The following is a 19,278-nucleotide window of genomic DNA, read 5'->3' as shown; positions in this document are numbered from 1 at the left end:
AACGCGTCAGGCCCGTCCGATCCACGAGATCGGGCGGGCCTTTCGTCTGTGCGGCCGGGCCGGAATCAGGCGTCGTCGGGATCAGGCGTCGTCAGGATCAGGTGTCGTCAGGATCAGGCGTCGGCGATCCGCCGGACCGCCTGCTCTCCTTCTCGGCGACGAGTAGGTACGCCATCATGATGCGTTTGAGCTCTGCGACGGCATCCTCGTGACTCTGGCCGTCCTGCACCGAGAAGTTGAGCATCGAGTAGACGATGTGCACCAACACCTGTGCCATGAGGTTGCGGCGGTGCCGGGGTGTGCGCGGAGTCAGTGGTCCGAGCATGCGCGAGACCTGTTCGGCAAACTCGCGCTCGTGGATCACGCCGGTCGCCCGCGTGGACGGCGTCGACTGCATGGCCAGCCACACCTCACGGCGCGACGGGTCGGTCATCCACATACCCGCCATGTGGTCGACGAAGTTGTTGAGGAACCGCACCCAGTCCAGCGACGGGACCTCGCCGTCGAACTCGGCGAGTTCCTGCTGGACTCCGACGAGGTCCTGGCGATTGAGTTCGCAGACGATGACGTACTTGTTGGCGAAGAACTGGTAGAGGGTGCCGATGGGGAGTTCGGCGCGGGAGGCGACTTCCTCGCAGGTGAACGACTCGAAGCCCACGTCGCTGAGCAGTTCGCGCGAGGCCTGCAAGAGAGCGTCGAACTTACGTTGGCTGCGTTCTTGGGTGGGCCGGCGTCGTGGCATCAGTTCCTGCGTCTGTGCCGTCGACTCGAGCGCGGCGTCGAGACGGCGCGAGGACTGGGCACGAGCAGAGGATTCCACCCGGTCAGGCTATCCGGCGCAGGTGCTTGGTATCCACACCTGCCCTATGCGTCGCTGAACAAAACCGAGACCCGGCCTGCAGAGACGGTGAAAACGACCGAACGTTGCAAGCGGGCCTGTACGTCGCGACAAGGGCTTGTTCTGAATTCTGTGACAAACTCCAAGCCCTATTTCGACCAATTGAACAGTCAACGGGTATGGTTCGGGGACAAGAACCAATTTCTGTGCAGGGTGATCGTCGTTCGGAACCGCTGAACGACGATCATGGTCGGGTGCCTCCACCCTGAGTACAGGGAGACTGCCATGGCTGCTATCGGTATAGCGATCGAATCCGGCTCGATGCATACAGTTCTCGTCGAGCCGACCTCGGGCGAACTGCTCGCGGATCTGACGAGCCCCCTCGTTCCCGACGCCGCCTCCGTGCTGGCAACAGCAATCGGGGCGATGCGTACCGAGGCCGCGACCCTCGGCCTCGAGGTGGACGCACTGGGCGTGGCCTGTCGGTCCGAGGCCGAGCGCGCCGAGTTCGTCACCGCTCTGGGCGACGACCACACACAGCTCTTCTCGGCGTCCGAATCATTCCTCCGCTGGTTGACGCAATCGACCGAATTCGCCGACGCGAAGTCCGTGCTCCTGTACTACATGGGGGAGGCGGGTGTGTCCATCTCGCTCGCCGACGTCGAAGACGCATCGCTCACCCCCACGAAGGCTGCCTCGCTGGACTCGATGTCGCCCGAGCGCATCGGCAGCACCATTCCACTGGCGTGGGAGGTGGTGGACGAGGCAGGCAAGAAGCCGGACTTCGTGGCGTTGTTCGGAGACAAGTCGAGCAATCGCGATCTGATAGACATTCTCGCGCTCGGTCTCGGTGTGCCCGTTGTCCGAGTGGCCGATGCCGATCAGGTTGCAGCCCGCGGAGCGGCCCTGCTCGCATCGGCACAGCAGCCCGAGGCTCTCCCACTGCCCGAGCAGCCTTCCGCGCCGACCGCTGCGCCGGCCGAATCGGAATCGGAATCGCAGAAGGGCCCATCGGAGGCGACGGTGCCGCTGTCGGCAGCGAGCAGCGCACCCGTCGGCAGCGACGCCGACCCCTCCGAGGTCGACGAGCAGGGGGCGCAACCTGCGCTCGTTGCCGCGTCTGCTGGAAAGATCGGGGCCGGATCGTGGAGTTCGGGGGCGTCGGGGCGGAAGGCGATCTTCGCCGCCGTACTGCTCGCTGGTGTGGCCTCGGCCGGTGTCGCAGTGGCGGCCACGCAGCCTAGTGCCCCCGAATCGACCGCAGAGCAGGTCGTCGATCGACGCGACAGCGGTGCCGATCTGGCCGGTGAAACCCGGCAGGTGGACCCTACGACCGTCGACACGCTCGCTCCGATCGTTCCGCCTATCGAAACGATCCCGCCGACCTCCGATTCGGCCGAGACGGTGCAGCCGACCGAAGCCGCACCTCCCTGGACGCCCCAGGGGCAGCCCTGGACGACGCAGCCGACCGAGCCGACGCAGCCTCCGCCCTGGACAACGCAGGACACACCGCCCGCACCGACCCGAACCACGATCGACCCTCCGCAGTTCACCCTTCCCGCTATCGTTCCCGAGCCGGGCAAATCACCGGAACAACTGGAACAGGAAGCGTGGGAACGTCATTGGCAGCACACCGGTGAGTGGATCGAACAGGAGCTCTCCGGCGGCTGACGGTGAACCATTCTGGGCCCGGGGCCATTCCGCAGGCTCCACGGAGTGAACGGTGATGACAGACTGGTGAAAGCCCGTCTGTCATTTCTCGTATGGAGGACTCATGCCTGCCGATGCACGACCCGTGGACGTTCGATCCGACATCGGTTCCGCGATGCCCCGAGCGAAATCGGAGTTGGCCGAGTTGGTTCGGTTCGCATCGGTGCACGATCCCCGGCAGTTCCCGGTCGAGGAATGCACCGGTGCCGCACAGTGGGTGCAACGGGCCTTCGTCGACGCAGGCATTCCCGACGTCCAACTGATCGAGACCGTCGACGGGTCACTCGCTGTGATCGGGTCGCGTCCGGCACCGCCAGGAGCGCCGACCGTCCTGCTGTACTCGCACTACGACGTGCAGCCTCCTGGTGACCGAAATTTCTGGGACAGTGAGCCTTTCGAGCTGACCGAGCGGGACGGCCGTTGGTACGGACGCGGTTCGGCGGATTGCAAAGGCAATGTGATCATGCACCTGCTGGCGTTACGGGCGCTGGGGGACTCGCTCGACATCGGCATCCGGATCGTCTGCGAGGGTTCGGAAGAAATGGGCACCGGCGGACTGGAAGTGCTCGTGGAGCAGCGCCCCGAACTGTTCGCCGCCGACATCGTTGTCATCGCCGACACAGGCAATGCGAGGGTGGGCATGCCGACGGTCACCACCACGCTGCGCGGTATCGCAAACGTGGTGGTGCACGTCGAAACCCTCGCGGGAGAAGTGCATTCCGGCATGTACGGCGGCCCGGCACCGGACGCACTCGCCGCCCTGGTGCAGGTGCTCGCGACGCTCCGCAACGAGCAGGGCGACACCGTGGTGGACGGTCTCGACGCAGCACAGACGTGGGAAGGCGTCGAGTACGGGGCCGAGCAGTTCCGCTCCGACGCTGGAGTGCTCGACGGCGTCGGGCTGGCGGGCTCGAGCTCGGTGGCCGACGCGGTGTGGGCGCGGCCCGCTCTGACGATCCTGGGGATCGACTGCCCACCGGTCGTCGGGTCGGCCGCGGCCATCTCGCCTCGCGCGTCAGCACGGCTGAATCTGCGGGTGCCGCCGGGGATGGATGCGCAGCAGGCTCAGGATGCCTTGGCGGCTCACCTGGTGGCGCACACGCCGTGGAATGCTCGCGTCACGGTCGATCGGGAAGCGATCGGGTCGCCGTTTCGGGCCCGCACCGACGGGCCGGGCTACGCGGCGCTCTCCGAGGCGTTGGAGGAGGCATTCGGGCATCCGATGGGGACGGCCGGGCAGGGTGGGTCGATTCCGCTGTGCACTGGGTTGGCCCGGGTGCTGCCCGATGCCGAGATCGTGCTGATGGGCGTCGAGGAGCCGCAGTGCCGGATCCACGCCCCCAACGAGAGCGTGGACCCGACGGAGATCGAGAAGATGGCCGTCGCCGAGGCGCTGTTCCTGCAGCGGCTTGCGGGGTCAGACAGCTAGATCGCGACGGAGCTTGGCTACGTGGCCGGTGGCGCGGACGTTGTACTGCGCCACCTCGATCTTGCCGGCCTCGTCGACGAGGAAGGTGGAGCGAATGACGCCCTCGTAGACCTTGCCGTAGTTCTTCTTCTCGCCGAATGCGCCCCACGCCTGCAAGGTCGTCTTCTGCTCGTCGGCGAGCAAGGGGAACGTCAACCCTTCCTTGTCGCGGAACTTGGCGAGTTTGGCGGGTTTGTCGGGCGAGATGCCGATGACTTCGAGGCCCTCGCCGTTGAGTTCGGCCAGGTTGTCGCGGAAGTCGCAGGCCTGCTTGGTGCAGCCCGGGGTGCTCGCGGCGGGGTAGAAGTACACGATCACTTTCTTGCCCGCGTAGTCCGCGAGGGAGACGTCCTTGCCGTCGGCATCGGGCAGGGTGAACGCCGGAGCGGTGTCGCCCGGCTCGAGCTTGCTGTATTCGGTCACCGCACGAGAGTATCGAAACATCGTCGTGCTCTAGGCTCGACTGCGACCGGCACTATTTGCAACAAGTTGGAGGACACGTGGCCAAGGACACCGACCGAATCGAGCGCGAGATCGAGGCCGCTCGCAATCAGCTCGCCAGCACCCTGGACGAGCTGAGCGTCCGTGCCAGCCCCAAGAACATCGTTGCCAACACCAAAGAGTCCGTGGTGTCGAAGCTCAACGAGCCTGCAGTGAAGTTCACCTTGCTCGGAGTCGGCGCAGTGGTGGCAGTTCTCGTGGTTCGCCGGATCTTCAACTGACGCAGCAGGCACTCCGACCAGCCGATTTCACATCTGGCCGGATCTGCTGTTAATGTTTCTCCCGCACCGCAGTGAACATGCGGTGCGGATCGGCGCCATTAGCTCAGTTGGTTAGAGCAGCTGACTCTTAATCAGCGGGTCCGGGGTTCGAGTCCCTGATGGCGCACACCAAGTGCCCCTGAACAGCGTTTACGCTGGTCAGGGGCACTTTTTGCTGTCCGGGTATGTCTGGGCATCCGCAAACTTCGCGAAAATGGCCAACGCTCTGACCTGCAGATTCTCAAGCCGCGTAGGGCGTTTCGGAGACTTGACTCCCAATGACTTGTACTGGGAGTCAAGTCTGCGGCTCATACCGCTCTGACCCGTGCAGACGGACACTGTGAGTGTATCGTTGCGCAGTCAACGGACGGTTGTGGACCCGTAACTCATCACTTACTCATCTTTTTGGCCGAACGAGATGGGTGCCGTTGGGTTCGTCGCGCCGTTCAGGGAACATGCATTCGCTGGCGCCTAAACATCCCAGGGCTGCAACTTGTCAAGCGGCCTTGGAATTGTGCTCCGGTTGGTGTGCCCACGCGATGGTCTCGTCGTAGATGGCGTGGTGGCGTAGGCATCCGTGGAGGAGTCCGACGAGGCGATTGCCGAGTGCGCGGAGTGCTTGGTGGTGCAGATCGCCGGCGGCGTGGTGTCGGTCGTAGAGCGCGCGAGCTCCCGGGCTTTGGTTGACCGCGCAGAATGCCCATTGATCGATCGCATCGTAGAGCCGCCCGTTACGCACATGTCGGGCGAGGACGGCACGTTTCTCGCCCGATGCGATCGTCAGGGGTGACGTACCGGCGTAGTTCTTGCGAGACTTGGCAGTGGTGTCGGTTGGCATCGTCCTAGAATTTACCGAGCACCCGGGCGCCGAGGATGACACCGAGTCCTGGCGCTGCACTCAGGTCCATGGCGAACCCATCAGCTCTGGTACGGCATGTCGGCGGCGGTGAGGCCTTCGAGTGCCATGCCGAACGGGACGTCCTGCAGGATCCGCTTGCGCAGGTTCCGGTTGAGGGTCTGCTTCTGCAGCGTCCGGTAGAGTGCCGGCTTCGCGGCAAGGCCGCGCGCGATCTCAAGGCCGCGGTCAAGAGCCGGGTCATGGGCCACTAATTCGCTGACGACACCCCACTGCAGAGCGGTTTCGGCGTCGCTCGACTCCCCGGTCCACAGCAGCCACTTGGCGCGGGCGGTCCCGGCGATCTCCTCCCAGACGACCTGGACGCCGTCGCCGCCGGTGATACCGAAGGCGGGGTGCGGGAAGTCGCCGTACGTGGCGCGCTCCGAGGCGATATGGATGTCGGAGAGCAGCAGGTATTCGGAACGGATGATCGCCGGACCGTTCGCGACCCCGACGACAGGAAGGGGCAACTCGACCAGTCGCTGAAGCACCTTGGCTTCCTCGACGCGAGTCTTCTCCCACGCCGCAGGCTTGAAGATCTCTCCGAGGCTCGGGCCGTCGATGTCCTTGATGAAGTGGTCGCCGCTCCCGATGAGCACCATGGCCCTGTTGTCGCAGTCGAGCGCGATCTCCTCTAACAGCGCCGGAAAGTGTTCGTGGGTCTGACCGGTGAACGTGAGCGGTCCGCCGTCGGTGTGGAAGCGCACCAGAAGGACGCCGTGCTCGTCGCGGGTGATGGCGAAGTTCTCGTACGCGGTGAAGTATCCGGGGTGGTCATGAGTTGCCCCTCTCGTCGTAACTGAACAGGTCTGTTCAACTGCGTAGGGTGGGCCCACGACCGCAGCGAAGACTCGTCGCAAGCCGGGCCTCGAACGGGTTCTGGCCACCGCCGACCGACTGTTCTACGAACGAGGCCTCCATGCCACCGGCGTCGATTTGATCGTTGCGCGAGCCGACGTCTCCAAAACCACCATGTACACCTATTTCCGAACCAAGGACGACCTGGTCGCGGCATACCTTCAAAGGCGCAGCGACGCCTGGCAAAGCCACGTCGCCGACCAACTTCACGCACGCGGGGGCAGCCCGGAAAACAAGGCGCTGCTGGTTTTCGACCTGCTCGGCGAGTGGTTCGAAAGCGACGACTTCCGCGGCTGCCCGTTCGTCAATGCCGAGGCCGAATCATCGCCGGACTCGCCGGGCCACAGCGTCAACCTCGGGCACCGCACCGCACATGGGTACGAGAGCTCTTCCGCGAACTTCTCCGCCCGATCGGAATTACCGGCCCGGATGACCTGCTGATCCTCCAACTCGCTGCTCTCTACGACGGCACCATGACCAGCGCCCATGCCGAACCCGGTCCACCCTGGGTATGCGCGGCACGCGAAGCGGCCCGCAGTCTCATCAACTCATTCGATGTCGGTGCAAATGCACCGAATACGGGCGGGTGAACTAACCTCAGCACCCCGCCGGGACGATGTCGCGTGTGATTTCGAGTTGCCCGAGGTGTTGGGCCAGTTCTGGACCAGGTGCCCGAGGATGTACTGCGGGATAGCCGTTGTGGCACGGGATCCGGCCGCGGCCCGGTCCCGGATGCCGTCCGTGACGGTGGCCCAGGCCGGCAATCGGGCGGTGACTGCTGCCGTAGCAGGGGATTGGCCGTCCTCCTGCGGCCCGACCAACGGATCGGTGAAGACGTCGGGTAACTTCGCTGCGGCTTGCTGGTCGCCGACGCCCCGGTGACCACGGTGCAAGCGATCACCGCGCAGCGCCCGAGCCGAGCCGATGGTCGGTCGTGGCATCGGATACCTGTACCGATGAGGGCAAACGAGCACCCGTCGGGAAACGGGCAGCCCGACGCCCCAGGTTGGCAAACCTTCGACGCTGACCGCTCGCCACCGGCGTCGGTCCAATCCCCGTCACCAAGCTCAGGCATCCCCCGGGTGGCGGTCGACGGCTACGACGTCCAAATCCGTGTGCGTACGCCGATGACGGTCAAGGTAGCCGGCGACGTCTGATGCCTGGATTGGGCGGGACCACCAATAGCCTTGTCCGTGAACCGATCCCATTGCCACCAACGCCTGCGCTTGATCAGCGGTTTCGACGCCCTCGACCGTGAGGTCGAGGTCCAAGTCGGTGGCGAGGGTGTGGAAAGCCGCAGAGACGGCGTCACCTTCCGGAGTGCCGAGTCGATCCGTCACCACTGTCGACATCGCGTCGCGATCTCCACCGACGTCGCTCTGCACCAGAGACATTCGAAGGGCACGAATTCGTACACCGGCATTGCCCGATGCAAGCGGGTCCGGAATCCCGAAGTCCACTGCTGGATCAGCCTGATCGCCGAGGTCGTCAACTTCGTTCGAAGTATTCATGAATCTGACGTACCGCTATCGCTCCTTCACCGACGGCGGATGCGACTCGTTTCACCGAGCCGCGACGGACGTCGCCCGCCGCGAACAGACCGGCCCGGCTGGTTTCGAGCGTCCTGAACTGCGCGGGGTCGATCGACCGGTTGTCGCCATCGAAGGCGTGGACCGCGTCCATACCCGTGAGTACGAAGCCGCGATCGTCGAGTGCGATTGCATCGGCCAGCCACCCGGTGTGCGGCACCGCTCCAATGAAGACGAATAGGGCGTGCACCCGGATTGTGTCCTGCTCGCCTGTGTGGTTGTCCGCGACTACGAGTTCGTCGAGATACTTCTGGCCGTGGACTGCCTGAATCTCTGTGTGTAGATGCACGGTGACCCGAGGATGGCGATCGATCCGGTCGACGAGGTATCGGGACATGCTTTTTCCGAGGTCGTCGCCGCGGATGAGTAGATGGACGTCGGGAACATGGTCAGCGAGAAATATAGTGGCCTGCCCCGCGGAGTTTCCGCCGCCGACGATGGCCACCGGATCGGCCCCGCACATCCGCGCTTCCTGATGGGTGGCGGCGTAGTACACGCTCGTCCCTTCCAGCGCCTCGATTCCGGGAACGGCCAACTTGCGGTAGCGCGCACCGGTGGCGAGCACGATGGACCGGCCGCGAACCGTGCCGCCGTCAGAGAGCCGGAGCACGTGGTACCCGGCTTCGGACGTCAATCCGGTCACCTCTGCCGAGACCAGGATGCGAGCACCGAACTTGTCGGCCTGGATCACAGCCCGCTCGGCCAATTCGGATCCGGAGATTCCGGCCGGGAATCCCAGATAGTTCTCGATTCGGGAGGAGGTGCTGGCCTGTCCCCCTGCGGCGATCGTCTCCAGTGTCACCGTGTTCAACCCGTCCGACGCTCCGTATACGGATGCGGCCAGTCCGGCCGGTCCTGCACCCACGACGACGAGATCGAACACGTCCTGGGCAGCGTTCGGCACGGAAAGTCCGACGATGCGGGCGAGCTCTGTGTTCGTCGGATTGCGCAGTACCTTCTCGCCGTGCCAGATGACGACGGGAACGTCCTCGGGGGCGATGTCCAGGCTGCGCAACAGCTGCTCCGCCCGCTCGTCCCGCTCCAGATCGATCCATGTGTGAGGCAATCGATTTCGCATTGCGAATTCTCGAAGCCGCAACGTGTCCGGTGAATAGCAGGACCCGATGATCCGGAACCCCGAGCCGAGCCCGATCAGCAGGTGTCGACGCAGCAGGTAAGCCCGCAGGATCAGATCGCTCAGCACTGGATCGTGGGCAACCAGTTCGCGCACCCGTTCGGCGGGAGTGACGAGCAGCTCGCCGTCTTCGATCGCTTCGGCGGTGTAGAACGCCACCTGACCTTCGAGCAGTCCGAGCTCACCCAAGAAGCGGCCGGGTCCGTGCACGCGAAGTATTCGACGTTCACCGTCCCGGTCACCCTCGTCGAGAACGGCGACCTTGCCGGACAGAACGACGAAGAAGTCATTGCTGGGCGCACCCTCGCGTATCAGCACTTCTCCGGTACGAACCGATCGACGTGTGCCACCGACCTCGAGCACTGCGACCTGATCGTCCGTCAGCCGCGGGAACGCGCCGTGCTCGTCCGTGGTCTCGTCGACGACCGCTGGTCCGGCGTCCTCAGACGAAATTGCGGTCGACATAACACCACCTCCAATCTTCTCCGGGTTCCATCGACCGAACGATCGGATGACCGACGACATGTGCGTGCGCGCTCGCGTGTCTGCCCGGCGAGGAGTCGCAACACCCGACGTGCCCGCATGTCAGGCACAGCCTCAGGTGCACCCACGGGGTGCCGAGACGGAGGCATTCTTCGCAGCCCTGCGGAGTTCTGGGCACCACGGACCGGATTGCATCGACGTGCGGGTCCACTGGCACGAACGTCATGATGTCGCCTCCTTGCCTGCATTCTCCGAAAGCGCTCGATCGAGCCAGGCGCGTAGCTGGGGTACCGGGGCTGCACCGGCCTGCCGAGCGAGGACCTCACCTCGATCCATCACCAGCAGGGTCGGCACGGCCCTGACGGTGAATCGTTCGGACGTCAGGGGTGCGGCATCCACGTCGACCTTGACCAGCTTGATCCGGCCCGCGCGTTCTCCGGCGAGCTGTTCGAGCGCCGGGCTGACCATGCGGCACGGTCCGCACCAGGTCGCCCAGAGATCGACGAGTACGGGCACCGAGGGGTGTTCGGCGATCTCCGCGAAGTCCTCGTCCCGTGCTGCGGCGATCCACGGCAGCGGCTCGTGGCAGTTCCCGCACCGGGGTGTCCCGTCCGCTGCGGCAGGCACCCTGTTGACCTTGCCGCAGTGCGCGCACTTCACCTTGTCCGATTCCATGGCGACATCTCCTCTTAGGCCGCCGCGACGGCGGGTTCCGCATACGCGACGACGAGTTCTCCGTCGACCACCGTGACGGTGATGGTGCCGCCTGGTTCGATGTCCCCTCGCAGTAGCGCGCGACCGATCTTGGTCTCGACCTCGTGGGCGATGTACCGACGCAATGGCCGTGCACCGTAGACCGGGTCGAATCCGCGTTCGGCGACGAGCCTGCGCGCGTCCGGGGTGATGTCCAGATCGATCCTGCGCTCCGACAACCGGTTTCGAAGATCGGTGAGCTGCAACCCGACGATGTGCTCGATCTGGGGCAGGGTGAGTGGGGTGAACAGCACGATGTCGTCGACCCGGTTGAGGAACTCGGGACGGAAATGCCCACGCAGTTCCGCGAGAACCCGCTCGCGGGCGTTCGGCTCGATCTCGCCGTCGGGTGTGACTCCTTCGAGGAGATGCTGGGAACCGATGTTGGAGGTCATGATGATCACCGTGTTCCGGAAATCGACCTGCCTGCCTTGTGAATCGGTGATCCGGCCGTCGTCGAGCACCTGTAGCAGGGTATTGAACACATCTGCGTGCGCCTTCTCGATCTCGTCGAAAAGCACAACCGAGTACGGCTTTCGGCGCACCGCCTCGGTGAGCTGTCCGCCCTCGTCGTACCCCACGTATCCGGGAGGTGCCCCGATGAGCCGGCTCACCGTGTGCCGCTCCTGGTACTCGCTCATGTCCAGGCGCACCATGTTGTCTTCGCTGTCGAAGAGAGCGCCGGCCAATGTTTTTGCGAGCTCGGTCTTTCCCACGCCCGTCGGGCCCAGAAAGATGAACGACCCGATCGGCCGGCGTGGATCACGGATGCCGGACCTCGCCCGGATCACCGCGTCCGCGACCAGCTGCACCGCCTCGTCCTGACCCACGACCCTCTCGTGCAGAATCTCGTCGAGCTGCAACAACTTCTGTCGCTCGCCTTCCTGCAGCCGAGCGACCGGGATCGAAGTCCACGCAGCCACGATTTCGGCGATCTCGTCCTCGGTGACCACTTCGCGCAACAACGGGCTCCGGCCTTGTCTGGTGACCAGCTGCTCCTCTGCCGACTCGAGCCTGCGTTCGAGCTCGACGATCTCGCCGTAGCGCAACTCGGCGGCCCGATTGAGGTCGTAGGCGCGCTCCGCCTCCTCGGCCTCGTGGCGCAAGCGCTCGAGCTCACTCCGTAGCTCTTGCACCCGGCGGATCGCCTGTCGCTCCGCCTCCCACTGAGCGTGCCGGGCATCGGCCTCGGCCCGCAGATCGGCCAGCTCCTTGCGCAGCTCGTCGAGACGTGCCTTGCTCGCTCCGTCGGTCTCCTTGGACAGCGCGGCATCTTCGATCTCGAGCCGGGTCACCTTCCGGGTGAGTTCGTCGAGTTCGGCCGGCATCGAATCGATTTCGGTGCGCAACCGAGCGCACGCCTCGTCGACCAGATCGATGGCCTTGTCCGGGAGAAAGCGGTCGGTGATGTAGCGGTGCGAGAGGGTGACGGCAGCGACGAGAGCGCCGTCCTGAATCTTCACGCCGTGAAACACCTCGAGGCGTTCGCGGAGTCCGCGCAGGATCGAGATGGCATCCTCGGCGCTCGGCTCGTCGACGAGGACGGTCTGGAACCGTCGCTCCAGTGCCGCATCGGATTCGATGTGCTTGCGATACTCGTCGAGCGTGGTGGCACCGATCATGTGCAGCTCGCCTCGGGCGAGCATCGGCTTGAGCATGTTGCCGGCGTCGAGAGACCCCTCACCGCCCACTGATCCCGCACCGACTACGGTATGCAACTCGTCGACGAACAACAGAATCCGCCCGTCGGCTGCCTTCACCTCGGCCAGCACCGCCTGCAGACGCTCCTCGAATTCCCCGCGGTACTTCGCGCCGGCCACCAGGGAACCCATGTCGAGTGAGAAGATCGTTCTGTCGCGCAGGCCTTCCGGAACGTCGCCGCGGACGATCCGCTGGGCAAGGCCCTCGACGATCGCGGTCTTCCCGACGCCGGGGTCGCCGATCAGAACCGGATTGTTCTTGGTCTTGCGGCTCAGGATCTGCGTGACCCTGCGGATTTCGGCGTCTCGTCCGATCACCGGATCGAGTTTGCCCGCCCGCCCCTCGGCGACCAGATCGCGTCCGTACTTCTCCAGCGCGTCGTACGCACCTTCCGGGCTGGCCGAGGTGACGCGTTGATTGCCGCGCACCTTCGTCAGCGCTGTGAGGAAGGAGTCCCTGGTGATTCCGTGACGGGCGAGTACTCGCCCTGCCGCAGTGGCCGAACCCTCTTCGGCGAGGCCCATCAGGAGATGCTCCACCGACACGTAGGAATCCTTGAGCCGCTTCGCCTCTCGATCGGCGGCGTCGAGGAGCACGGACAAGCGTCGGGTGATCGTCACCTGACCGGTCCCGGCACCGGGGCCGCTGACCTTGGGCCTTCGCGAGAGTTCACGTTCCAGATCGGATTGCAGGGCATCGACCTCGGCACCGGCCTGCTCGAGCAATCGGGGCACCAAGCCATCCTGCTGACCGACCAAGGCGAGCAGTAGGTGCTCTCCGTCGACCTCGGTGTGACCCATTCTGGTCGCAAGGCTCTGGGCCTCCTGCAGTGCTTCGCGCGACTTCTCGGTCAGGTTGCTGATGTCCATGTGGTTGTCCTCCTTCTGCGGGAAGATGCTTCGAGTGTCTCGATTCGTTCCAGCAGGTCGAGCACGAGCCCGATTGCCGAGTAGTTCAGGCCGAGACCGGTCCGCAGTCGTCGAATGCGGGCTGCATGGGCCACTTCGGTTGGTGCGAAGAACATTTCGCCACCTACGACGCGATCGGCGTCGAGCAGACCGAGGACCACGAGCTTCCGTGCAAGTTCCGGATGCAGCCCCGTACGTTCGGCGAAGGCGTCGGTCGACAATTCGGTGCGTCGAACCAGTACGTACCGGACCACCGGGTTCGGGTCGCTCATGTCTTTGTCCTCGGATCGAAGTTCGATTCTGCGGCCAACTGCTCGAACAGTGCGCGTTCGCGTGCTGTCGGTTTCGACGGCACCATCACCTTGATCTCGGCGTACAGGTTGCCGTTGGTGCCACGTGGATTCGGCATTCCTTCGCCGCGCAGTCGCAGCTTCCTTCCAGTCGACGAGCCCGGAGCCACTTTCACTTTCGCCTCGCCACCCGGGGTGGGAACGGCGACGGTCGCCCCGAGGACCGCCTCCCATGGCGATACCGGGAGGTCGACGTGAATGTCTCGGCCCTGTACTCGGAACCGGGAATGTGGCTCGATCCGCACCACGAGGTACAGATCCCCCGGCGGCGCGCCGCCGTTGCTCCGTCCGCCTTGTCCGGCCAACCGAATTCGCTGGCCGTCCACGACCCCGGCCGGAATGTCGACGTCGTACTGCCGTCCGTCCAGTCCGAGCGTGCGTGTGCCGCCCCGGTACGCCTCCTCGACCGTCAAGGCCAGTTCCGCTTCCTGATCGGCACCGGGAATCGGCCCGTACCCGCCACCGCCGCCGAACATCTGCCCGAAGAGGTCGTCGAGATCGACACCACCGTCGCCACCGGGACCGAAGTGCACGCGTCTGCTCCCGCGGTCGTATCCTCCGCCACTGTTCCCGCCACCGCGGTATCCACCCGAGTGGGTGCGGGTCCGTTCGTCGTAATCCTCGGGGACACGCCGAAAGTCGGCACCGAACCGGTCGTAGCGTTTCCGAGTGTCCGGGTCGGACAACACCTGGTAGGCCTCGTTCATCTCCTTGAACGTGTCTTCCGCTGCGGGGTCCTTGTTCACGTCGGGGTGATACTTGCGAGCCAGCTTGCGGTAGGCCTGCTGGATCTCGTCGGTGCTCGCACCCCGCGGGACTCCGAGCGATTCGTAGTGGTCACGCGCCATCGGTGCTCACCCCTCGGGGCGGCTGACGACCACCGACGCCGGCCGCAGTTGCCGTCCGTCCTCTCCGTAACCCGGTCGCACGACTTCGATCACGGTCCCGGACGGAAGGTCGGGCCGGACCACCACGCTGACCACTTCGTGCAATTGCGGGGAGAACGGAACTCCGACCTCGTCGTGACGCTCGAAACCGAACCGTGACAGCACCTGCACCGCCTGATCGCGGATCGCCTTGACGCCGTCGACAACGGTCTGCGAATCGCTGTCCGCATGTGCCAACGCAAGTTCCAGATTGTCCAGTACCGGCAGCCACGCCGCGGACACCTTCGTCACCTCCGCGGCCCGTTCTCGCTCCAGGTCCTTGGCATACCGCTTGCGCAGGTTGTCCAGATCGGCAAGGGCTCTGCGCCAGCGGTCGTCGAGTCGAGCCTCCTCGGCACTCGTGGCGGCGTGATCCGGTACCGTCTCGGTTCGATCGCCTTCCGTGACGTCGGCCGCTGGTTCGGGTGTCGAATGATCTGCAGCCCTTTCCATCTCGTGCCTCAGCTTCGATCGAATTCGGCGTCGATCACGTCGTCGTCATCGGTCGAGGCCGCGTCCGCGCCACCGACCTGACGTCCGTCACCGCCGTCCTGTACCGGCACGAGCCCGTAGAGGAGCTGTTGGAGCTCGGAGGCGAGTGGTTGTACATCTGCAGGCGAAGCGCCGTCCTTCACTGCCTTTCTGGCATCGGCGATCAGCATCTCGGCCCGTGCCCTGTCGTGCGGTGGCGCGCTGTCACCGAGTTCGGCGAGTCGCCGTTCCACCTGATACGCAACGGAATCGAGTTCGTTGCGCGCGTCGACAGCTTTGCGCAGCGCCTCGTCATCGCCCCGATTCCGTTCGGCCTCGGCCAGCATGCGTTCGACCTCGCTCGGGTCCAGATTGCTCTGCTCACTGATCGTGATGCTCTGTTCCTTGCCGGTGTCCTTGTCCCTGGCCGTGACATTGAGGATGCCGTTGGCGTCGATATCGAACGTGACCTCGACCTGGGCGTCGCCGCGCGGTGCGGGCCGGATGTCTTCCAGACGGAAACGTCCGAGCGAACGGTTGTCGGCGGCCCGCTCGCGTTCGCCCTGCAGCACAACGACATCCACGGCGGACTGCTCGTCCTCCGCGGTGGAAAACACTTCGCTGCGGCGGGCCGGGATGGTCGTGTTGCGCTCGATGATCTTGGTCATCACCCCGCCCTGTGTCTCGACGCCGAGAGACAGCGGGGTGACGTCGAGCAGCAGCACGTCGGAGACCTCGCCCTTGAGCACGCCGGCTTGAACCGCCGCGCCGAGAGCCACGACTTCGTCCGGATTGACGCCCATGTGGGGGTCCTTGCCGCCGGTGAGCCGGCGAACCAGGGCTTGCACCGCCGGGATGCGCGTCGAACCACCGACCAGAATCACTTCGTCTATGTCGTTGGCGGTGACCTTGGCATCACTCATTGCCTGTTTCACCGGGTCGAGGCAGCGCTCCACGAGATCCGCCGTCAGATCCTCGAACTTCGATCGCATGACGGTGGTCGTGAGGTGCTTGGGACCGTCCGAATCGGCGGTGACGAACGGCAGGTTGACCTGGGCCTGGGTCACCGAGGACAACTCGACCTTGGCCTTCTCTGCGGCCTCGAAAAGGCGCTGCAACGCCTGTGCGTCCTTGCGCAGATCGATGTTCTCCACCTGCTGGAAGTCGTCGGCGAGGTAGTCCACCAGGCGTCGATCGAAATCGTCTCCCCCGAGGTGCGAATCGCCGGCCGTGGACCGAACCTCGACGACGCCGTCGCCGACGTCGAGCAGGCTCACATCGAAGGTGCCGCCGCCGAGGTCGAAGACCAGTACGGTTTCGTTGACCTGCTTGTCCATACCGTACGCCAGCGCCGCAGCGGTCGGTTCGTTGATGATCCGCAGGACTTCGAGGCCAGCGATTCGCCCGGCATCCTTGGTGGCGTTGCGCTGCGCGTCGTTGAAGTAGGCGGGAACGGTGATGACCGCTTCTTTGACCTTTTCACCGAGGAATTTACTCGCGTCGTCCACGAGCTTGCGCAGTACGAGGGCGCTGATCTCCTCCGGTGCATGCTTCCTGCCTCGAACATCGATCCGGGCTTCACCGTTCTCACCCGGTACGACGTCGAAGCTGACTGCTTTGGCCTCTGCGGAGATCTCGTCGTAGTGACGTCCGATAAAGCGTTTAGCAGAGTAGATCGTGCCCTTCGGATTCAGTATCGCTTGCCTTCGAGCAAGCTGGCCTACCAGGCGCTCCCCGCTCTCGGTGAACGCGACTACCGACGGTGTCGTCCGAGCTCCCTCGACATTGGAAATCACCACCGGTTCACCGCCTTGCCAGCTCGCAATAACCGAGTTGGTTGTGCCCAGGTCTATACCCACAGCGGTCGCCATGACTCATTCCTTTCGCCAAGTCTCACCGGTGAGCGAGCGGGCCTTTCACCCGCTACCTCGACATCGGCGAGGACTTCGTAGTGACGTAGTTGTAAAGACGGGATCGCGACGACGTCGCGCAGGCAGCCGCGCAGTGCAACGTGAGCAGATCGCGCAACCGCCATCGAGCCCGCAATTCGCCAAGCGGACGATCTGTAGCACCAGTTCGACATCGCGACCGATGGTGGACGATCTGTTGATCGTGCACTGTCGGCCAAACAAAATCGGCGGCGTCCGACAGGTCCTGTTCAATGACGATGACCCAAAACAATGTGGTGGACAGGCCAATTCGGCCATCGTATCCGTCGATCAGCCCGAAGTTGCCGAACCTGTACCAGTTCGGCTTCGGGTCGACCAGACACTTGCTGCCGGCGAGCCGTAACCGCGAATAACGCACAGCGACCGCGTTTATCGGTCCAAAATATGGATCAAGCTGAAACTCAGCAGGGCCTCGAAATGCGGGGCGAACAACATCGCTACCACATCCGCGTTGACTTTGTTCACCGCTCGTGTGGGTGCACGCATCGTTGAGTGTCACGTAGCCCTTTGTGCGCAATCACTTTCGACCCGACTCGACTCGTCTGATTCTGCGTGTCCGGTTCATCCGGTCCGGCAGACACGGGCGAGTGTGATCGACTGAACGATTGGTGTCGCTGGAGCAGACGCAACAGCGCACGCAACCGAAAAACCTAAATCGTTGGCACAACAACCTGTTCCGAATCGCGGACGACAACAGCGGGCGCATTCAGGTGTGTCCATTTCCTACACCGTCGAGTCTCCCCCTTCGGCTGCGGGATTACAAGGGGCAAGGCGGGATTGCTCGGCTCCGGGACTCGTGGGCCTCTTTCCTTTACCGGCGATCGGTGTGATGCTTGATCACGTCCACCACTTCGAACGGGAGATCCGACATGGTTACCAAAGCGCTGCTGGTCCGACTCGAAGCCAAGCCCGGCATGGCAGACGCAGTAAAAGATTTCCTCAGGTCGGCTCTTCCTCTCGTCGAACAGGAGCCCGGCACGAGGCCCTGGCTGGCGGTACAGTTCGGCCCTTCGACTTTCGGAATCATCGATGCGTTCCCCGACCAAGCCGCCCGTGAGACGCATCTCAACGGGCCAGTCGGCACGGCGCTCGGCGAACGCGCCGACGAACTGTTCGCGGTGCCACCCGAAATCAGCTACCTCGACGTGCTCGCTGACAAACTCTGAACCACCGACCGACCCCCGCGCCGCGGCGGACAGGGAGAATTGACCACCGGGATTCTCGAGTCAGCGAACGCCCATGGAGGGCCGATGATCCCGCCATGTCGATCGAATCCAAAGATCGAGTGCCAGGCCAACGCCACGCTGCAAACGGACGCGGTTGCCGTTCGAGGCCGTCGTTGTTCGACTGTTGCCTCGTTCGACCCCCTCTATGTTTCCTCGGTACGCTGCCGTTGTCGGACTCCGTACGCGGCATCGGTGACGGCGGCATCGTCCTCGAGTCCCGAGCCGAGCGCGCCACCGATGGTGGCAATGGAGGCCAGCAGCCATGCAAGCGTGAGGTAGTCGGACAAGCTCACTGGGTGTCCGAGGGTGCTGGAGAGCAGTTGTGGGGGTAGCGCGATACACGCGGTGAGCAGGAGGAGACCGAACAAGGCCACGTGCAGTACGGCGACGCCGATGATCAAGGTGACGACCGTTGTGGTGTTGTACAGCACGGACCGTTCGCGCTCGGCCGGCGACGCCGGCCGCTCCCACAATCGGTGATCGAGGATCAGCCAGAGCACCATTGCCGAGATCGACAGAAGCGTCGCCGCACTCATACGCCACGGGCCCATCATGTCGGCGAACAACCAGATCGTGCTGGTAGCCAACGCGAATGCACCGGTCGCGAACGCGCCGACGAGCACCTTCGAGAGCCCGGTGACCAGCCGCCATGGCCGGTTCGCTCGCACCATTCCCGACAGCAGTCGCACCCGCCGCAGCCCTGGGGGAGCGAAGTAGCGCACGCCGCCGTCGATCTGCTGTGAAGGGAACCGTCTTCTGTTACCGGGCGGGCGCCAGCTGTGGTTCACCGAGGGCGCACGCGAGTGCGAGTTCGGCGACGGCACGGACGCGGTCGTCGATGCGAACGCCGCCTACAGCGGCGACGGAGATTAGCGCGAAGAGGTGTTCGGTGCTGACGTCCGCCACCACCGGTAGGGTGTCCTCGCGTCGTGGAAGATCGGTGAGGTAGACGACGACGTCCTCACTCTCCGAGGACGGTTCGACTGTGTCGATCACGTCTGCGAAGGCGGTTTGTTCGTCGGAGAGATAGGGCTCGCTGCGCACAGTCACCGTCCATCGGCGCTCGTTGCGGTCACGGCGTCGTAGGCGTTCTGGAAGGTGCTCTGCGAGCTTTCGAGCGAGTGCTATGGGTTTACCCGGGTCGGCGATCAGTAGTACCGAGACTTCTTCGACTGCAGCAGGAGTTCCCGCTCGTGGTCGTGGACTGTGATCGTTTCCCGACATCGTGTGAGCGTACGCGGCACCGTCCGCTGC

The 19,278-nt window shown here is 64.4% G+C and carries 18 protein-coding genes, 1 tRNA gene and 3 pseudogenes; 6 read left to right on the top strand and 16 right to left on the bottom strand.

Annotated elements, in window-relative coordinates; translation table 11 throughout:
• Nucleotides 1-97 precede the first annotated feature (97 nt).
• Nucleotides 98-742: a TetR family transcriptional regulator gene (locus tag ACOQFP_RS06440; RefSeq protein ID WP_241256951.1), complete on the bottom strand. Its 645-nt coding sequence runs from the start codon at nucleotides 740-742 to the stop codon at nucleotides 98-100.
• Between the two features lie 381 nt (nucleotides 743-1,123).
• Between ACOQFP_RS06440 and ACOQFP_RS06435 the strand changes: the two genes are divergently transcribed.
• Nucleotides 1,124-2,509, top strand: a complete 1,386-nt coding sequence (locus tag ACOQFP_RS06435) for a hypothetical protein (protein WP_421583805.1) — start codon at nucleotides 1,124-1,126, stop codon at nucleotides 2,507-2,509.
• A gap of 103 nt (nucleotides 2,510-2,612) precedes the next feature.
• The gene (locus ACOQFP_RS06430) at nucleotides 2,613-3,977 is read left to right on the top strand and encodes a dipeptidase (RefSeq protein WP_421583804.1); all 1,365 of its coding nucleotides are present in this window, start codon (nucleotides 2,613-2,615) and stop codon (nucleotides 3,975-3,977) included.
• Here ACOQFP_RS06430 and bcp read toward each other — a convergent pair.
• Nucleotides 3,966-4,460, bottom strand: a complete 495-nt coding sequence (bcp, locus tag ACOQFP_RS06425; RefSeq protein ID WP_421583803.1) for a thioredoxin-dependent thiol peroxidase — start codon at nucleotides 4,458-4,460, stop codon at nucleotides 3,966-3,968. The genes ACOQFP_RS06430 and bcp overlap by 12 nt on opposite strands.
• Nucleotides 4,461-4,516: 56 nt before the next feature.
• On the opposite strand from bcp, the gene ACOQFP_RS06420 reads away from it, so the two are divergent.
• Both ACOQFP_RS06420 and ACOQFP_RS06415 read left to right on the top strand, forming a co-directional pair.
• Nucleotides 4,517-4,738 carry a DUF3618 domain-containing protein gene (locus tag ACOQFP_RS06420; RefSeq protein WP_206490055.1) on the top strand — a complete coding sequence of 74 codons (222 nt, stop codon included), beginning with the start codon at nucleotides 4,517-4,519 and terminating at the stop codon, nucleotides 4,736-4,738.
• A 92-nt stretch (nucleotides 4,739-4,830) separates the two neighbouring features.
• Nucleotides 4,831-4,904 (top strand) — tRNA-Lys (locus ACOQFP_RS06415).
• A gap of 369 nt (nucleotides 4,905-5,273) precedes the next feature.
• On the opposite strand, the pseudogene ACOQFP_RS06410 reads toward ACOQFP_RS06415, so the two are convergent.
• Both ACOQFP_RS06410 and ACOQFP_RS06405 read right to left on the bottom strand, forming a co-directional pair.
• Nucleotides 5,274-5,667, bottom strand: a pseudogene (locus ACOQFP_RS06410) (transposase); the annotation flags it as partial.
• Between the two features lie 28 nt (nucleotides 5,668-5,695).
• On the bottom strand, nucleotides 5,696-6,511 hold the full coding sequence (locus ACOQFP_RS06405; RefSeq protein ID WP_206490056.1) for an enoyl-CoA hydratase/isomerase family protein: 816 nt from the start codon (nucleotides 6,509-6,511) through the stop codon (nucleotides 5,696-5,698).
• Nucleotides 6,512-6,554: 43 nt separating this feature from the next.
• On the opposite strand from ACOQFP_RS06405, the gene ACOQFP_RS06400 reads away from it, so the two are divergent.
• The gene (locus ACOQFP_RS06400; RefSeq protein ID WP_080733896.1) at nucleotides 6,555-6,974 is read left to right on the top strand and encodes a TetR/AcrR family transcriptional regulator; all 420 of its coding nucleotides are present in this window, start codon (nucleotides 6,555-6,557) and stop codon (nucleotides 6,972-6,974) included.
• A gap of 107 nt (nucleotides 6,975-7,081) precedes the next feature.
• On the opposite strand, the gene ACOQFP_RS06395 is transcribed toward ACOQFP_RS06400, so the two are convergent.
• The 11 genes and pseudogenes from ACOQFP_RS06395 to ACOQFP_RS06345 all read right to left on the bottom strand — a co-directional run.
• Entirely contained in the window at nucleotides 7,082-7,474 is a 393-nt protein-coding gene (locus ACOQFP_RS06395; RefSeq protein ID WP_421583802.1) for a hypothetical protein, read from the bottom strand.
• 126 nt (nucleotides 7,475-7,600) lie between these two features.
• Nucleotides 7,601-8,044, bottom strand: coding sequence for an EAL domain-containing protein (locus tag ACOQFP_RS06390; protein WP_206490057.1), 444 nt, complete (start codon nucleotides 8,042-8,044; stop codon nucleotides 7,601-7,603).
• Entirely contained in the window at nucleotides 8,022-9,722 is a 1,701-nt protein-coding gene (locus tag ACOQFP_RS06385; protein ID WP_421583801.1) for an FAD-dependent oxidoreductase, read from the bottom strand. The genes ACOQFP_RS06390 and ACOQFP_RS06385 overlap by 23 nt, the downstream gene beginning before the upstream one ends.
• Nucleotides 9,700-9,966, bottom strand: a complete 267-nt coding sequence (locus tag ACOQFP_RS06380; RefSeq protein WP_082898839.1) for a ubiquitin carboxyl-terminal hydrolase 14 — start codon at nucleotides 9,964-9,966, stop codon at nucleotides 9,700-9,702. The genes ACOQFP_RS06385 and ACOQFP_RS06380 overlap by 23 nt, the downstream gene beginning before the upstream one ends.
• On the bottom strand, nucleotides 9,963-10,415 hold the full coding sequence (gene trxA, locus ACOQFP_RS06375; RefSeq protein ID WP_045196849.1) for a thioredoxin: 453 nt from the start codon (nucleotides 10,413-10,415) through the stop codon (nucleotides 9,963-9,965). The genes ACOQFP_RS06380 and trxA overlap by 4 nt, the downstream gene beginning before the upstream one ends.
• Before the next feature lie 14 nt (nucleotides 10,416-10,429).
• Nucleotides 10,430-13,063, bottom strand: coding sequence for an ATP-dependent chaperone ClpB (clpB, locus tag ACOQFP_RS06370; RefSeq protein ID WP_094648490.1), 2,634 nt, complete (start codon nucleotides 13,061-13,063; stop codon nucleotides 10,430-10,432).
• Nucleotides 13,045-13,374: a chaperone modulator CbpM gene (locus ACOQFP_RS06365; RefSeq protein WP_032376243.1), complete on the bottom strand. Its 330-nt coding sequence runs from the start codon at nucleotides 13,372-13,374 to the stop codon at nucleotides 13,045-13,047. Before ACOQFP_RS06365 ends, clpB begins: the two co-directional genes overlap by 19 nt.
• Nucleotides 13,371-14,300 (bottom strand): DnaJ C-terminal domain-containing protein, encoded by a 930-nt coding sequence (locus tag ACOQFP_RS06360; protein WP_068055997.1) that lies wholly within the window; start codon nucleotides 14,298-14,300, stop codon nucleotides 13,371-13,373. Before ACOQFP_RS06360 ends, ACOQFP_RS06365 begins: the two co-directional genes overlap by 4 nt.
• 6 nt (nucleotides 14,301-14,306) lie before the next feature.
• Nucleotides 14,307-14,831, bottom strand: coding sequence for a nucleotide exchange factor GrpE (locus ACOQFP_RS06355; protein ID WP_206490060.1), 525 nt, complete (start codon nucleotides 14,829-14,831; stop codon nucleotides 14,307-14,309).
• An 8-nt stretch (nucleotides 14,832-14,839) separates the two neighbouring features.
• On the bottom strand, nucleotides 14,840-16,720 hold the full coding sequence (gene dnaK / locus ACOQFP_RS06350; RefSeq protein ID WP_421583800.1) for a molecular chaperone DnaK: 1,881 nt from the start codon (nucleotides 16,718-16,720) through the stop codon (nucleotides 14,840-14,842).
• 3 nt (nucleotides 16,721-16,723) lie between these two features.
• A pseudogene (locus tag ACOQFP_RS06345) lies at nucleotides 16,724-16,857 on the bottom strand (glycine zipper family protein); the annotation flags it as partial.
• Nucleotides 16,858-17,667: 810 nt separating this feature from the next.
• Here ACOQFP_RS06345 and ACOQFP_RS06340 point away from each other — a divergent pair.
• Nucleotides 17,668-17,964: a putative quinol monooxygenase gene (locus ACOQFP_RS06340; RefSeq protein ID WP_206490063.1), complete on the top strand. Its 297-nt coding sequence runs from the start codon at nucleotides 17,668-17,670 to the stop codon at nucleotides 17,962-17,964.
• A gap of 203 nt (nucleotides 17,965-18,167) precedes the next feature.
• On the opposite strand, the pseudogene ACOQFP_RS06335 reads toward ACOQFP_RS06340, so the two are convergent.
• A pseudogene (locus ACOQFP_RS06335) lies at nucleotides 18,168-19,248 on the bottom strand (hypothetical protein).
• Between the last annotated feature and the right edge of the window lie 30 nt (nucleotides 19,249-19,278).

The organism is Rhodococcus sp. MALMAid1271 (assembly GCF_049195265.1).
Taxonomy (GTDB): Bacteria; Actinomycetota; Actinomycetes; order Mycobacteriales; family Mycobacteriaceae; genus Rhodococcoides.
The sequence above is the reverse complement of the archived record's forward strand: the minus strand, read 5'-3'. Positions and strand labels throughout refer to the sequence as shown.